Annotated in this window: 15 protein-coding genes; 8 read left to right on the plus strand and 7 right to left on the minus strand. The window is 47.8% G+C overall.

Annotated elements, in window-relative coordinates:
• Positions 1-26 precede the first annotated feature (26 nt).
• From G517_RS0102375 to dprA, 4 genes are all read right to left on the minus strand, one after another.
• Positions 27-770 carry a hypothetical protein gene (locus G517_RS0102375; protein WP_028303066.1) on the minus strand — a complete coding sequence of 248 codons (744 nt, stop codon included), beginning with the start codon at positions 768-770 and terminating at the stop codon, positions 27-29.
• Positions 771-774: 4 nt separating this feature from the next.
• Positions 775-1692, minus strand: a complete 918-nt coding sequence (gene hemF / locus G517_RS0102380) for an oxygen-dependent coproporphyrinogen oxidase (protein WP_028303067.1) — start codon at positions 1690-1692, stop codon at positions 775-777.
• 114 nt (positions 1693-1806) lie between these two features.
• Positions 1807-2376 carry an L-threonylcarbamoyladenylate synthase type 1 TsaC gene (gene tsaC / locus G517_RS0102385; protein ID WP_245543174.1) on the minus strand — a complete coding sequence of 190 codons (570 nt, stop codon included), beginning with the start codon at positions 2374-2376 and terminating at the stop codon, positions 1807-1809.
• A 112-nt stretch (positions 2377-2488) separates the two neighbouring features.
• A complete protein-coding gene (dprA, locus tag G517_RS0102390; RefSeq protein WP_028303069.1) occupies positions 2489-3721 on the minus strand; it encodes a DNA-processing protein DprA in 1233 nt (410 codons plus the stop codon).
• A gap of 248 nt (positions 3722-3969) precedes the next feature.
• Here dprA and def point away from each other — a divergent pair, with 248 nt between their 5' ends.
• The 5 genes from def to G517_RS0102415 all read left to right on the plus strand — a co-directional run bounded on the left by def (position 3970) and on the right by G517_RS0102415 (position 9829).
• The gene (gene def / locus G517_RS0102395; protein WP_028303070.1) at positions 3970-4479 is read left to right on the plus strand and encodes a peptide deformylase; all 510 of its coding nucleotides are present in this window, start codon (positions 3970-3972) and stop codon (positions 4477-4479) included.
• A 75-nt stretch (positions 4480-4554) separates the two neighbouring features.
• Positions 4555-5514: a methionyl-tRNA formyltransferase gene (fmt, locus tag G517_RS0102400; protein ID WP_028303071.1), complete on the plus strand. Its 960-nt coding sequence runs from the start codon at positions 4555-4557 to the stop codon at positions 5512-5514.
• Positions 5515-5615: 101 nt separating this feature from the next.
• Positions 5616-6968 carry a 16S rRNA (cytosine(967)-C(5))-methyltransferase RsmB gene (rsmB, locus tag G517_RS0102405; RefSeq protein WP_028303072.1) on the plus strand — a complete coding sequence of 451 codons (1353 nt, stop codon included), beginning with the start codon at positions 5616-5618 and terminating at the stop codon, positions 6966-6968.
• Between the two features lie 2 nt (positions 6969-6970).
• Positions 6971-8344, plus strand: coding sequence for a Trk system potassium transporter TrkA (gene trkA, locus G517_RS0102410; protein ID WP_028303073.1), 1374 nt, complete (start codon positions 6971-6973; stop codon positions 8342-8344).
• Positions 8345-8380: 36 nt separating this feature from the next.
• Positions 8381-9829 (plus strand): TrkH family potassium uptake protein, encoded by a 1449-nt coding sequence (locus G517_RS0102415; RefSeq protein WP_028303074.1) that lies wholly within the window; start codon positions 8381-8383, stop codon positions 9827-9829.
• A gap of 66 nt (positions 9830-9895) precedes the next feature.
• Here G517_RS0102415 and G517_RS17450 read toward each other — a convergent pair whose 3' ends face one another.
• The 3 genes from G517_RS17450 to G517_RS0102430 form a co-directional block, all read right to left on the minus strand.
• On the minus strand, positions 9896-10828 hold the full coding sequence (locus G517_RS17450) for a lysophospholipid acyltransferase family protein (protein ID WP_051205894.1): 933 nt from the start codon (positions 10826-10828) through the stop codon (positions 9896-9898).
• 4 nt (positions 10829-10832) lie between these two features.
• Positions 10833-12107 carry a lipid IV(A) 3-deoxy-D-manno-octulosonic acid transferase gene (gene waaA / locus G517_RS0102425; RefSeq protein WP_051205896.1) on the minus strand — a complete coding sequence of 425 codons (1275 nt, stop codon included), beginning with the start codon at positions 12105-12107 and terminating at the stop codon, positions 10833-10835.
• A gap of 126 nt (positions 12108-12233) precedes the next feature.
• Positions 12234-13307 carry a glycosyltransferase family 9 protein gene (locus tag G517_RS0102430; protein WP_028303076.1) on the minus strand — a complete coding sequence of 358 codons (1074 nt, stop codon included), beginning with the start codon at positions 13305-13307 and terminating at the stop codon, positions 12234-12236.
• On the opposite strand from G517_RS0102430, the gene G517_RS17455 reads away from it, so the two are divergent.
• From G517_RS17455 to glyQ, 3 genes are all read left to right on the plus strand, one after another.
• Positions 13306-14082, plus strand: coding sequence for a 3-deoxy-D-manno-octulosonic acid kinase (locus G517_RS17455; protein ID WP_051205898.1), 777 nt, complete (start codon positions 13306-13308; stop codon positions 14080-14082). The genes G517_RS0102430 and G517_RS17455 overlap by 2 nt on opposite strands.
• A 166-nt stretch (positions 14083-14248) precedes the next feature.
• Positions 14249-15028, plus strand: coding sequence for a phosphatase PAP2 family protein (locus G517_RS0102440; RefSeq protein WP_157833135.1), 780 nt, complete (start codon positions 14249-14251; stop codon positions 15026-15028).
• Between the two features lie 160 nt (positions 15029-15188).
• Positions 15189-16148, plus strand: a complete 960-nt coding sequence (glyQ, locus tag G517_RS0102445) for a glycine--tRNA ligase subunit alpha (protein WP_028303078.1) — start codon at positions 15189-15191, stop codon at positions 16146-16148.

Consider the following 16148-nt stretch of genomic DNA (forward strand, 5'->3'; position numbering starts at 1 on the left):
CATCCTCGGTCACGATAGTCTTTCCATCACGATAGTCTTTCCGTCACGATAGCTTTAAGGGCTGGGCTTCGGCCTTCAACCACTTCACTAATGACACTCGCCAAGGCCGTTACAAGGCCTTCTGGATTACCGTAAAAATCTTCATGCTGAACCTTCTGGTAACGACCACGATATTTAATGGCAAAGGTGGGATAACCTTGGCCTTCCGATGACGTCATCATGTTATGCCCCTGAGTAAACAGAGGGTCCATCAAATCCGACCACGTTTTTGGCTCACTGAGTTTCTTTTTCAACCCACTTTGATCATCCAGTAAGCCATCTGTCGCGCTAATCAGTAAGTCCGTTTCATTTAGGGAGAAACCTTCACGGAAATGATGATTCTGCAGGCGGTGGATATAATCCAGCGTTTTATTGGCGTCACCCTGTAAGATCAATTCATAAATGGCGATACTGGCAGGACGGGAATCTAATGCACTATCTGGTTGCTCAATCAGCGCCTTAAAACCAGCACCAATAACCTGACCTGTAATCTGCTCGATATGTTGACTGGCGGTTAAAATATGCTCACGAAAACGTGGCCCTAAAACACGGGAATCTCGAATAAGGCCACCAAGATAAATTTGCCATTGCAATTTATCGCCGTACTCTGCCCGCAGTTGTTCCACAATAGGCGATGCGGCGTAACACCAACCGCACAGCGGGTCCATAATATAGGCGATCTGTAATTTTTGGTTTTCCATGCTCTGATGATCCACGTTTTGTTTATTCATGGTCTTACACCCAATCACGACGGGGTAAAAAGCGCTCCGTCAGCTCAGCTTCGGCACTGTCAGTTTCAGGCTCGTAGCCATAATCCCAATGTACAATAGGCGGCAGAGACATCAAAATAGACTCTGTGCGACCACCGGATTGCAGCCCAAATAGTGTGCCACGATCAAACACCAGATTAAATTCGACATAACGACCACGGCGGTAACACTGGAACTTGCGCTCTTGCTCACCAAAGGCAATATTCTTACGCTGGGCAACAATCGGGCGGTAAGCCTCCAGATAACTATCACCAATAGCTTGAATAAACGAGAAACACGCTTCAAAGCTACCAAAAGTCGCTTCGTTTAGATCATCAAAGAAAAGACCGCCAACACCACGGGCTTCATCACGGTGCTTCAGGTAGAAGTACTCGTCACACCACTTTTTATACTTAGGATAAACCTCTTCCCCGAATGGCTCACAGGCTTTCTTCGCGACCTGATGCCAGGCAACACAATCATCTTCAAAGCCGTAATACGGTGTAAGGTCATAACCACCGCCAAACCACCAAACCGGCTCTTCGCCCTCTTTTTCAGCCACAAAGAGACGCACATTCATATGGGAAGTCGGCACGTAAGGGTTTTCAGGATGCATCACCAACGAAACACCCGCAGCTTGGAAGCTACGTCCGGCTAATTCGGGGCGTACCGCAGAGGCGCTAGGTGGTAATTTGCCGCCATAAACATGGGAGAAATTAACACCACCTTTTTCAAAAACAGCACCATTAGTCATCAGGCGAGTACGACCACCGCCACCCAGTTCACGCTGCCAGTTATCCTCCTGAAAGCCGATCTTGCCATCTTCTTCAGCAAGACCGTCACAGATGCGATCCTGCAGTTCAAGCAGATAGTTTTTTACGGCTTCAAAATCGACAGCACTCATGGTATTTCTCCGGTTGGTATATCAGTTAACAGGTGCAAACTAAGCGGATGCAAACTAAACAGATGGCTTCAGAAAACAAGCCTGTGGATAAATTGAACGCGATTTAATTCAACGTTATGGACGAACCGTTTCACCGGTTAGTAAATGACGAATAGTACTTGGCTGACCCAATCCCCCTAACTCACCCTCTAGAATAAAATCAAGCTGGTCGGCAAAGTAGCTGTGGATAGTTTCTTTGTTTAGGGCGGGGGCTTCACCGGCGGGATTTGCCGATGTCGATACAATAGGGCCGCCAAAAGCATGGCATAGTGCCTGAACCAAGGGATGAGCGGTCACACGAACAGCAACCAAAGGGTGTTGCCCTTTGACTAACTCGGGCACGTTATCTGATGTTGGCACCAGCCATGTATTAGGGCCAGGCCAGCTGCGGGTCAATTGCTGCATTTTCTCATAGGGAAGAGCATCCAACTGCAATTCAGCCATATAAGGCAGCAGTTGTTCATAACTAGCCGCAATTAAAATAACGCCTTTAGCAGAGTCGCGGGATTTTAGCGCCAGCAGACGTTCCAAAGCCTGACGGTTATGCGGGTCACAACCTAAACCCCAAACCGCTTCGGTCGGATAGGCAATAACACCACCCTGCTTAAGACATTCGGCTGCCAGTTGAATCTGTTGCTTATCCACAATATTTATCCACGGTGAACCTGCTGGGTTTCTGTTTATAGCAGGCGGCAAAATAACCAAGGCTGAAATCAGATGCAAGATATAAAACGACGATGACATATCTCACAAAAAACTAAATCACCAACCAACGCCCCGATTGCTGCTGTAAGTAACCTTGCATCTCTAACAATAAACAGTGCTGACTGATCTGTACCGCATCAAAATGACAAGCCACGACCAATTCATCCACCGTACCAGCACCTCCCGCAATTGCCTGCCAAACCTGATAAGCCTCTGGCGTAGGGAAGTCAGAACAAGAACGCTGCACCGGCTGCGCCTTTATCGGTTGATGGGCGAGGTGATGGGAGTAGAGAGACATCTCTGGAGATTCAGTAACAAACGATTCGGTCTCAAGCTCTCGATTAACAGGCTCTAACCAATGTGATAGCTCTTCATGAATATCCATCACTGTTTCCGTCAATTTAGCCCCCTGTTTAATTAATTGATGACAGCCTTTGCTTTGGGCTTGATGAATCGATCCGGGGATCGCAAAAACCTCTCGGCCTTGTTCACTAGCCAATCGAGCACTGATTAGAGAACCACTTTTGAGCGCCGCTTCTACAACCAAAACCCCCACACTTAACCCACTGACAATCCGATTCCGCCTCGGAAAATTAACGCCCCTTGGTGGTGTACCCAAGGAATACTCACTGACCAGTAAGCCTCGTTCTGCCACCTGTTGTTGTAGGCCTCTATGCTGAGCGGGGTAGCAGCAATCAATGCCCGTTCCAAGTACCGCAATGGTGGAGCCATTAGCCTGTAAAGCCCCTTGATGAGCTGAGGCATCAACACCTTCAGCCAAGCCACTGGTTACAACCCAGCCTAATTCGGTTAAGGCGCTGGCAAAAGCCCGAGCATCAGAAGCCCCCATGGCAGTAGGCCGCCTTGCGCCCACAATCGCTAATTGAGGTTTGTGCAGCAGCTGCGAATCACCCTGTAGATAAAGTAGCAGCGGAGGGTCGCTAATCTGGCGGAGCAAGTAAGGGTAATCTGCTTGCCCCAAAGCCAAAAGCTGTCGTTGATCAGATTGCTGTAGCCACTGCATCACGTTATCACGTTCAGGCCAAGACAAAGAGGAGTCAGCTGGATCAACAATACGCTGCTCTAACACCATCAAACCCTGCGCAGAAAGCCATGATTGGCCAGAAAGCGCTTGCAGTATATGCTGCCAAAATGCGTCTTGATCCGGCATACAGCGGTGCTGTTCACAGTAGGCTAATAACTGCTGCAAACGGACAGGCCCTAAACCCTTAACGGTTGATAAGGCTAGAAAACGTAAGTTTTGCTCAAGCTTGAGTTGTGACATCCTGTCATTTCCTTCATCCAACAGTGAAAGCGACCTTTCAAAGCCGTCTTATTACGCTCTAGAGATTGCCCCTAGAGAACCACCCCCCTACAATACCAGTCAAATAGCGCAGAACCAGCTTTTAGCAGACGTCTGACACCAAAATGATTCCGTTATACTGTCCTTAGATTCAACTAAGACAGTTTAGCTTTAGACTGTAGCGAGCTAGCGCGTCACAATCTAGATAGACCATAAAAAAGGCCCTCTCCATGGCAATCCGTGAAATTCTTGAATACCCTGACACCCGCCTGCGCACGGTGGCTAAGCCCGTCGCAGAAGTAGACGACTCTATCCGTAAGATCGTCGACGATATGTTTGAAACTATGCTAGATGCCAACGGTATTGGTCTGGCAGCCACTCAGATTAATGTGCATCAGCAAATTATTGTTATCGACGTGTCAGAAAACCGCGATGAATCCTATGTGCTGATTAACCCAGAATACACACTGCTAGGTGATGAGCGTGAGATGATGCAGGAAGGCTGTCTTTCTGTACCAGAGTATTATGCCGATGTGGAACGCGCTCTACGTGTACACCTAAAAGCTCTAGATAAAAACGGCGAACCTTATGAGTTAGAAGCTGACGGCTTATTGGCTCACTGTATTCAACACGAATGCGATCACCTACAAGGTAAGGTTTTTGTTGATTACCTCTCCGCCATGAAACGCAATCGCGTGCGTAAGTTGATGGAAAAACGTCATAAAGAGTTAAACCGCTAGGTTTACGCTATTCGTTATCATCAGGCCAGCCTAATGCTGGCCTGTTCTGTTTTTGGTGATTGTGGAGATCGTTCAATGTCATCTGATTCCTTACGTATTATCTTTGCCGGTACTCCTGAGTTTGCAGTGCGTTCTTTAACCGCACTACTAGAAACCCGACATGAAGTTGTGGCCGTATACAGCCAACCGGATCGCCCTGCAGGCCGTGGCCGTAAGCTAGCCCCAACGCCGGTTAAAGCACTGGCACTGGAACACAGTATTCCCGTGTTCCAGCCTGTATCTTTAAAAGATGAAGAAGCGCAGCAGATTTTGGCCTCTCATCAAGCAGACCTGATGGTGGTGGTCGCTTACGGATTAATTCTGCCCCAAGTGGTATTAGATACCCCTCGCTTGGGCTGCATTAATGTACACGGTTCGTTATTGCCACGCTGGCGCGGTGCAGCACCGATTCAACGGGCAATCTGGCAAGGCGACAAAGAAACCGGCGTGACCATTATGCAGATGGAAGCAGGCTTAGATACGGGCCCGATGCTGCTAAAAACTCAGCTGGATATTGCCCTTGACGACACCGCACATAGCCTGCACGACAAGCTGGCAGCTCAAGGTGGTGAAGCACTGAAACAAGCCGTTGATGCACTAGCTGAAGGCACTCTTACACCGGAAGTACAGGATGATAAGCTGGCGAACTATGCAGAGAAGCTGAGTAAAGCAGAAGCCGAAATCGACTGGTCAAAAGAAGCGATCTTTATTGATCGTTGTATTCGAGCCTTTAACCCTTGGCCCGTTTCTTGGACCACGCTAAACGGTGAAACCGTGCGTATTTGGCAAGCCATACCGGAAACAACCCATAGCGAGCTAGCGCCGGGCACCGTTATCAGCGCGGATAAAACAGGGTTGCGTATCGCCTGTGGCGAAGGTGTGCTCTGTATCAAGAACCTACAACTGCCAGGCAAGAAAGCCCTTTCGGTTGTGGATATCTTAAATTCAGGCAAAAGTCATTTTACTGCCGGAGAGACTCGCTTAGGCGGTCAGTAATAACGGCAAGTAACAAGCCGTGATAACGACAAGCAACAACAAGACGTTTGAAGCGTTATAAAAGCTCAAACATGATTTTCAGATAATGGCGGTATCTTTTTATGGCACGTCCGAATGTTCGTGTAGCAGCGGTGCAGGCACTTATGCCGGTAGTTTCTCAACAGGATTCTCTATCAACCAGCTTGCCAAAACAGCTAGAGAAGGTTCCCGACCAAGATCGTGGCCTGCTGCAAGAACTCTGCTTTGGTACCTTACGCTGGCTCACTCAGCTGGAAGGCGTACGCCAACAACTGCTTAGCAAACCCTTTAAGACCAAAGATCAAGATCTTGATCTGCTATTACTGGTCGGTTTATATCAACTGCACTATATGCGAATTCCGGCCCATGCCGCGATTAACGAAACCGTACAAGGTGCCGTTGATCTGAAAAAAGAGTGGGCAAAAGGTGTGCTAAACGGCTGCCTTCGCCGCTTTCAGCGGGAAAGCGACACCTTACTGGAACAGTTAAATCGGTCGGATGCAGCCCGCCTTGCTCATCCTAATTGGCTATTAAAGCATCTGAAAGAAGACTGGCCGGAGCAGTGGCAAAGTATCGCAGAAGCCAACAACCTACATCCACCGATGACCCTGCGAGTCAACCATAGCAAAGCGAATCGCGATGAGTACCTTGCCCTGCTAACAGCGTCAGAGATTAACGCCCAAGCCTGCGCCTACTCGCCGGATGGTATTCAGCTGGAAAAAGCACTCGATGTTACAGCCCTACCAAACTTTGCCGATGGCGCAGTGAGCGTTCAGGATGAGGCCGCTCAACTATCTGCTCAACTGCTGCAGCTAGAACCCAACCAAAGAGTATTGGATGCCTGTTGCGCCCCCGGCGGTAAAACAGCTCATATGCTAGAGCGAGAACCAAGTTTATCGGTTGTCGCCGTAGACAGTGAAGCCCGTCGTTTACAACGAGTTGAGGAGAACTTTGAACGCCTAGGCTTAAGTGCTGAACTACACTGCTCCGATATTACTCATCTGGATAATTGGTGGGATGGGCAGTTATTTGATCGTATTTTGTTAGATGCCCCCTGCTCAGCCACGGGCGTGATTCGTCGCCACCCCGACATTAAATGGCTACGCCGTAAAGCGGATATTCCAGCATTAGCTGAGCTACAGCACTCTATGCTGCACCTGCTCTGGAAAACACTTAAACCGGGGGGGATCATGGTTTATGCTACCTGTTCTGTTTTATCCATGGAAAATACAGGGAATATTAAGCAGTTCTTATCAGCATCTGACGCTCAATTAATTGGGCCAAAAGACGCTTCTTTTGGTATGAACACCGGCTTTGGTCAACAACTGTTGCCTCAGCCCCAGGGACACGATGGTTTCTTTTACGCTGTTCTTCAAAAACCAGCCTCTAGTGCTGATGGGCAACAGAAACCAAAAGCGGATTTAACTGAGAGTTAATAATGAAGATTATTATTCTGGGTGCCGGTCAAGTAGGCGGTACTTTGGCTGAAAACCTAGCCATTGAAGAAAACGATATTACAGTCGTTGATACCGACGGTGCCCGACTGAGGGATCTGCAAAACCGTTTTGATATTCGCACCATTCAAGGCAAGGGTTCCTACCCGAATGTCCTGAGACAGGCCGGTGGCGAAGATTGCGATATGTTGATTGCAGTAACCAACAGCGATGAAGTTAATATGATCGCCTGTCAGATCGCCTTTACGCTGTTTCGCACCCCGACTAAGATCGCCCGAGTCCGCTCCAATGCTTACTCTGGCCGTAAAGGCCTATTTGGCACCGAAGCCATCCCGATTGATGTTCTGATCAGCCCTGAGCAGGTTGTTACCAACCATGTTAAACGCCTGATTCAATATCCAGGGGCACTGCAAGTACTGGATTTTGCCGGTGGTGTAGCTCAGCTCGTAGCAGTACGAGCCTATTATGGCGGGCCTCTAGTCGGCCAGGAGCTGGGATATTTGCGTCAGCATATGCCAAATGTAGATACCCGTGTTGCTGCCATTTATCGCCGTAATCGCCCAATTATTCCCCAAGGAAATACGGTGATTGAGGCGGACGATGAAGTTTTCTTTATTGCCGCTCGACACAATATTAACGCTGTAATGAGCGAACTGCGTAAAGTGGATCATCAGTACAAACGCATTATGATCGCCGGTGGCGGTAATATCGGCGAACGTCTGGCGGAGGCACTGGAACACGAATATCAGGTTAAAATTATCGAGTACGGCCTACCCCGCTGTCAGGAGTTATCTGAAAAGCTCGACCGCACCATTGTTCTGCACGGCAGCGCAACGAGTAAAGATCTGCTGGTCGAAGAGAATATTGATGAAGTTGATATTTTCTGCGCCCTAACTAACGATGATGAAGTCAATATCATGTCGTCCATGCTTGCTAAGCGACTGGGCGCAACCAAAGTCCTCACGCTAATCAACAACGCCGCTTATGTAGACTTGGTGCAAGGTGGCGAGATTGATATCGCGATCTCTCCCCAAATGGCCACTATCGGTAGCTTGCTGACTCATGTTCGCCGGGGCGATATTGTTAACGTCCACTCACTACGTCGAGGCGCAGCAGAAGCCATTGAAGCCATTGCCCACGGTGATAAACACAGCTCCAAAGTAGTCGGCAAAACAATTGAAGAAATTGACCTACCGGATGGCACCACAATTGGAGCTATCGTACGTAACGGCGAGGTTATTATTGCTCACGATGATGTCATTGTGCAGCAAGATGATCACGTCATTATGTTCTTAGTGGATAAACGCAAAATTCGCGAAGTAGAACGCCTGTTCCAAGTCGGCTTAACGTTCTTCTAAATACCCACATCTGCTAATGGATAAGTAGCGACTGTTATGAATATTGTTATCACAATGCGGATTTTGGGTCTGTTGCTGATGCTGTTTAGCACCACCATGATGCCTTCAATTCTGATCTCAGCCTATTACAAAGACGGTGCTCATCTGGCTTTTATTGCCGGTATGTCAATTACCTTCATTACGGGCTTTATCACCTGGCTCCCTGTACGTCGAGAGCGTAAGGAGTTGCGCACCCGAGATGGCTTTCTGGTCGTGGTTTTATTCTGGACAGTACTGAGTTTGTTCGGGGCTATTCCATTATTCTTAACGGAAACCCCCAATTTAAGCTTTACCGATTCTGTCTTTGAGTCGGTATCAGGTTTAAGTACAACCGGCGCAACGGTCATTACAGGGCTAGACGGTCTGCCGGAGTCAATTCTTTTCTACCGGCAACTGATTCAGTGGCTTGGCGGTATGGGGATTATTGTATTAGCCATTGCGATCTTACCCATGCTGGGCGTCGGGGGGATGCAGCTCTATCGTGCTGAAATCCCTGGGCCGGTAAAAGACAATAAGCTCACCCCAAGAATCACCGAAACCGCAAAGGCACTTTGGTATATCTATTTAGCGCTAACCGTCTTATGTGCTGGCGCTTACTGGATTGCTGGTATGAGCTTTTTTGATGCTATCTGCCATAGCTTTTCTACCGTTGCGATTGGAGGATTTTCTACCCATGATGCCAGTATCGGTTATTTTGACAGTGCTGCTATTGAGCTGATCGGTATCATTTTTATGCTGATCTCCACCGTCAACTTTTCCCTTCATTTTCTGGCTTGGCGAGAACGCTCGGTACGTCATTACTTCTATGATCCAGAGTTTAAATTCTTTCTCTTTTTAATGACGCTAACCTCTGTTAGCACAATTGGTGTGCTTTGGTTAACAGAAACCTATGATATATCCGATGCCTTTCGTCACGGTCTATTCGAAGTGGTTTCCGTTGCGACCACCACAGGCTTTGGGGTTGCAGACTTTTCCCAATGGCCCAGTGTGCTACCATTTACGCTTTTCTTAGCAGCTTTTGTCGGGGGCTGTGCGGGGTCAACGGGCGGGGGTATGAAGGTCATCCGAGTTCTGTTGATCTTAAAACAGGGGATTCGTGAAATTAAACGTCTGGTGCATCCAAGCGCTATCATTCCGGTAAAGCTAGGAGGCCGCAGTGTACCAGATCGGGTGATCGAAGCTGTTTGGGGCTTCTTCTCTGTTTACATGATGCTGTTTGTCGCCATGCTGATCGGGCTTCTAGCCACCGGATTAGACCAGGTCACGGCTTGGTCAGCGGTGGGTTCTGCGCTAAATAACCTTGGGCCTGGTTTAGGTGATGTATCGGCCCACTATGGTGATATTCCAGATACCGCAAAGTGGATTTTAATTGTAGCAATGCTGCTGGGGCGCTTAGAGATTTTCACCCTATTGGTACTCTTTACGCCGATGTTCTGGCGTCGATAGGTTCAGCTATCCGCGACGTTAAAGTATTTGATTGCTTTAGCCTCGCGGATATTTTGAATAGATAAATCAGTAAATCTTACCCTCGCCTTCTGGGCGGGCTTTAAAGCGTTTATATTCCCATTGATACTGCTCAGGAGCGATAGCAACCAGTTGCTCTACCGTTCGGTTCATTGCGGTTATCGCTTCCCGTTCATCGGTACTATAAATACCATCATCAGCCGCAATAAAATAGATATCAAAACCCTGGCCATCGGGCAGTCGTTCGGCAAAACCCGCTACGACTTTAGCCCCCGTTTTGCTGATCAAACGCGAAACGAGTTTAGGTGATAATGCCTCGACTCCCATAAAAGGCGCGAAGATACCACTGCTGCGATCATCAGGTTCTTGATCCGGCAAATTACCCACCGCTTCACCTGCTTTTAGTTTTTTCAACAGGTGGGCAACACCTTTCATATTGGCGGGTACCATCGTCATACCGGATCGGCACCGACCCTCAAAAATAATAGGCTCCAGCACTAGGTTTTTAGGTACCGCATACATGGCGGAAAAAGGCGGCAGAATCTCATTAAGTAACAGGCCAAAAATTTCCCAATTGCCCAAATGAGGCCCTAAAACAATAATACCGTTGTCAGATTCATGAATAGATTTAACCATATCTAAGCCATGTATTTGGCGTACATGACCCAAAACCTGATCCATTGGAGCCATCCAGCACCACCCCAATTCAAGCCCTGTTTTTAGGGTTTCTTGTAAGCTCGACTGTATTCGCTTCTCCTGCGCCTCATGGTCTAACTCAGGATAAACCAAAGAGATATTCCGTCGGGTCACCTGTGCCGACTTTGTATTAAGCCGGTAAATTAAAGCCCCCAAGGACATACCCCAGCGTTGCAACTGTGGCAGCGATCGTCGACTAAGAAACCGTAGTAGAGGCTCTGTGAGTCTGTGCTCCAAAAAACGCTTTAACCGGCGCTTTAACCGTTTCATATTACCTTTTACCATAATACTAACGGGCCTCCTGGCTGCTCAAGGCACGCTCAATCATTGCGAACTGTTTATCCAGCGCCCCTCGATTACTTTCCACTACAGCTAAAGCCTTTTCTCCCAGATCTCGCCTTAGATCGGGCAGCTCAACTAAGGGCCGCAACTGACTAAAGATATCCGCAGGATCAGCGCAGCGAATCAAAGCTTTATGTTGATCAAACATTTCTGCCACATCCGCAAAGTTAAACAGGTGATCCCCCGACAACACCGGCTTACCCAAGGAGGCAGGCTCCAGTAAATTGTGGCCGCCGATAGGCATTAAGCTACCACCAACAAATGCGATATCACTTGCGGCATACATCAGCATCAACTCGCCCATCGTATCCGCCAAAAAGACACTATCTGACAATTCGAAGTTTTCTGAACGGGAGCGCCGCTTAAAGTTAAAACCTTGATCCTCAATCAGCAGGGCCACCGCATCAAAGCGTTGAGGGTGGCGCGGCACCAAAATTAATACCGCATCCGAATGCTCTTCCAATAATAGCCTGTGGGCTTCTAGCAGGCGCTCATCTTCACCGGCATGGGTACTACCCGCCACCCAAACCGGACGATCGCCAAACCACTCACTTTTTAGCGCCATGCCTTCTTCTAGTAGCTCTGGCGAAGGATTAATATCAAACTTGATGCTACCTGTAATACTAACTTTGTCAGATGGGGCTCCTAGTTCAATAAAGCGCTGGGCATCTTGCTTTGATTTTGCCGCGACAGCATAAACACCGGCTAGTGCTTCTTGAACCACTTTTCTAAACTTCTGATAACTTCGGTGTGATTTCTCCGATAACCGTCCATTGGCAATCACAAAAGGAATCTCTCTTTCATAGCAACCATGAATCAAGTTAGGCCAAATTTCAGTTTCCATAAAAATCGCAATATCGGGTTTTAGGCTGTCAAGGAAACGATTTGCCACCCAAGGCAAGTCAACGGGGACCATCAATTGCACCCCTTTGCCTTTTAGGATTTTTCTTGCCTGCCGTGCTCCCGTTGCGGTCATGGTTGTCACTACAAGTTGGTGCTGGCTGTAATGCAGTACCAAACGATCAATAAGAGGGGCCGCCGCAACAACCTCGCCAACAGAGGCCGCATGAAGCCAAATCACAGGTTTAATCGGCAAACTTGGGACAGAGCCTAATCGTTCAGAAAAATGATTTTGCTCGGTAGTTTCTTTTTGAGCTTTCCATAACAGCACAGGGGATAGCAGCGTTAGAATAGTGCTGTACAAGCCTCGGTTAATCTTCATAGGTTACTTATCTTCATCATCAACATTTATCATCAATTACGGTGTCATCATCACTGGAGTACCCATAAGCCATATCGACTGTATAGGCCATATAAATAACTGTAACACATTGATAAATTTAAAAATTTATACTGGCTGCTGAGCCATCAAACGATCAATCTGATAAATCACATCCTGTGTTTGTATGAGTTCCATCGCATCAGGGTGTCGCACTCGCTGCCCCCAACTCAATTGATCAACACTCTTATTCATATAAGTTCTAGCGGCCTCTGGGTATTTATTCACCACCCAATCCTGCCATTTATAAGGGCCAGTACGCTGCACATTGGATGTGGCAAATAAACCAATAACCGGTGTATTAACCGCATTAGCAAAATGCACAGGGCCAGAGTCTGGAGCAATCACCAGTGATGACCGCTGAATCAAGGCCACCACCCCCTGAAGAGAAGTTTGGGCCACCAAATTAAGTACAGGTGTTGAAGATCGCTCCATAATCTCTTGGCCGTACTGCTGTTCTATTGCACGATCACCGCCGGTGATTACCGCTTTCAGTTGATAGTGACGATAAAGGTGCTCAACAACCGCAATATAGCCTTCAATAGTCCAGTTTCGAAAGTTACGCGCTCGCTGACTGGAACAAGGAGAGATCACCACATAACGATCACAGGGGCATTTTTTTAGGGCTTCTGCTATAGCTTCATCAGAAACCGGTAGCGCCCACTGCATATCAGAAGGCTGCTCTGGGGCGATACCTAAGGTATCCAGAAAATCGTAAAAGCCTTCCACAACATGACCCTTCTTACGGGGCTTAATTCTTTGATTGGTAAACAGCCATTGCCAGTCCTTCGCCCGAGCTTTATCAAACCCTAAGCGCACCTTGGCTTTAATACCTACGGACAATACTGATGCTCTTAGGGCTGCTTGCATATGTAACAACAGATCAAACCGTGTGCCTTCTAGCTGTTTCCAGATCGCACGCATTCCCTTTAGGCCGGTCGATTTGTCATAAACAATAAACTCGACCCCTGCTAGCCCCTTCAGTAGACTGTGCTCCGTCTTGCCGGTAACCCAGACAATTCGAGCCTCTGGCCATGCCTGCTGTAAACTTTTAACCACTGGCACCACATTAGATACATCGCCCAGTGCAGATAGCCGAAGCAAACAGACTGTTTGAGGGGGCGTTTTCTGGAAACTTGTCATGACCATTAAGATTTATTCCTCCAAGAAGCAGCACATTCTATATGATGCTGATCACCTGTCACAAATAGACAGCCAATTCTTTGACTTAGATATTTGGCGACAACAACATGCACTTTCCGAACCAAGTGGCGGTCGCGGACAGGCATTTTTTATTCAGCATCCTAATGGTCACGAATACCTGATGCGACATTATCGCCGTGGAGGGCTTATCGCCAAAATCAGTCAGGATAAATATTGGTATTCCGGCTTAGAGCACAGTCGGCCTTGGCAGGAATTCAAGCTTACCCATGAACTGTTTCAAGCAGGTTTACCAGTAGCCCAACCTATTGCTGCACGGGTAATACGTTCAGGTTTAACTTACCAAGGTGATCTAGTGACACTGCGGATTCCTAACGCACAACCCTTTGCCCGCTGCCTACTTTCTCACGACCTGTGTGGTGCCCAAAACCTATCAAGAATCGGCCATAACACTATTTGGCAAAACGTTGGCAAGATGATCGCTCGCTTTCATCGCTGGGGATTAAATCATGTGGATCTTAACGCGAATAATATTCTGATTAGTGCCGATGGTGAAGCTTGGCTTATCGATTTTGATCGCTGCAAAAGAATGCCTTCCGCTATCAATAAAACTAACGCATCATCTAATAAAACCAACACATCATCATGGCAGCAGAGCAACCTCCAGCGACTGCAGCGTTCTATTTGCAAACTAACCGGCAACGATCAGCCATCACCACACTGGCAGCACTTACAAAATGGTTACACCGCGCAATAAGACGTAATCATTCCATCCATAATTCTATCCCTTAATTAATCGTAAGCGGCTCTTTTATCGGTTATATTTATCAACCGCTTATTATTGATTAATTATTAGAAAGTATGGATATATGTTTAAAAAAATAATTACAACTGCTCTCACCTTGGGAGCGCTCCTGCTTTCAATGCACGCTTCCGGTCAATCTTTGGTTTTAAACCAACCGCTCGCTTTAAGCTCAAATCAGTCTCCATCCCTAAACTCATCCCCCAGTTTCATCGATGACTTAAAAACAGGTTATGGCAACGTCTATAACAGCCACAATCTACCTTGGTTAGGTAAAACCTGGTTAGTGGGAGGGATTCTGGCTAATACCGACCTTGATCATAAGATTCAAAAACATTACAACGATAGCTTTCTCTCCAAATCCTCTGATAGCTTTTCATTACATACGGAAAAAATCGGCGATAAAAGCACAACCCTACTCTACTTTGGCCTAGCGGCAGTCAATCGTTTAGCCTGTGATCGTGATTGCGGTGTCATTCCTGAGTGGGGGGATCGAACGGCTCAAGCTCTATTGATTGGCTTACCTGGCGTATGGGCTTCCCAAGCTATTCTTGGGGGTGCGCGCCCCAGCCACGGCGAAGGTTCCGACTGGAGTGTTTTACAGTTTAAATATGAACATGCTGTTAGCGGTCACGCCTTTGTTGGTGCGATACCTTTTCTAACCGCCGCTCAAATGACCGAGAACCCCTATGCCAAAGCCGCTTTCTATGCACTTTCACCGCTGACGGCGGCCTCCCGGGTTAACGATCAGCAGCACTACTTCTCCCAAGCATTAATGGGCTGGCTATATGCCATGAAAGTTGCTGAAGTTCTGAATGGTGATCTACAGCCTGAAGACGCCCTTGTGCTACCCTATGCCGACGAAGATACTGTGCTGTTAAGCGTGATCAAGCCGTTCTGAGCCAATCAGGCGGTAAATAACTCTGAATCACTGAAAAAAGCGGCTATTTAAGCCGCTTTTTTCATGCTTGTTGCCAATGTCCACTACATAGATAAGCAGTCAAAATGTATACTCGATCGCTTATAAAAATTCATTAGCTCATTGATGGTGGCTAACTGAGATGAACCAAAATACGCCAGACGTACAAACTTTTCAGGGCCTGATTCTGGCTCTGCAACAATACTGGGCCAATCAAGGCTGCGTTATTCTACAGCCGCTAGATATGGAAGTAGGCGCGGGGACTTTCCACCCAGCTACTTTCCTGCGCTCTATTGGCCCCGAAACATGGAACGCTGCCTATGTTCAGCCTTCCCGCCGCCCGACCGATGGTCGCTACGGTGAAAACCCAAACCGCTTGCAACACTACTATCAGTTTCAGGTAGTAATGAAGCCTTCCCCAAGTAACATCCAAGAGCTGTATTTAGGCTCTCTGCGCATGATGGGTATCGACACCCTTGTGCACGATGTTCGCTTTGTAGAAGACAACTGGGAATCCCCTACATTGGGTGCTTGGGGTCTAGGCTGGGAAGTCTGGCTAAACGGCATGGAAGTGACTCAGTTCACTTACTTCCAGCAAGCTGGTGGTATTGAATGCTACCCAGTGACCGGCGAGATCACCTACGGCCTTGAGCGCATCGCCATGTATATTCAAGGCGTGGATAGCGTTTACGATCTGGTTTGGACCATTGACCCATCAGGCAACAAAGTAACCTACGGCGACGTGTTCCATCAGAATGAAGTGGAACAATCGACCTATAACTTTGAACATGCAGATGTTCCAATGCTGTTTAAAAACTTCGACCATTGCGAGTCTGAATGCCAAAAGCTGTTAGAGCAGGAAACTCCACTGCCTTTACCCGCTTACGAACAGGTTTTAAAAGCATCCCATACCTTTAACCTGCTGGATGCCCGTCACGCTATATCCGTTACCGAGCGTCAACGCTATATTCTGCGTGTGCGCACCATGGCCCGTGATGTTGCCAATGCGTACTTCAACGTACGTAAAGATCTGGGCTTCCCACTAGCACCTGACGCGCTACGAGACGAAGTTCTCGCTCAGTATAAAGAGGAAGAGGCATAA

The sequence above is a fragment of the Oceanospirillum maris DSM 6286 genome (assembly GCF_000422865.1).
Lineage (GTDB): Bacteria > Pseudomonadota > Gammaproteobacteria > Pseudomonadales > Halomonadaceae > Oceanospirillum > Oceanospirillum maris.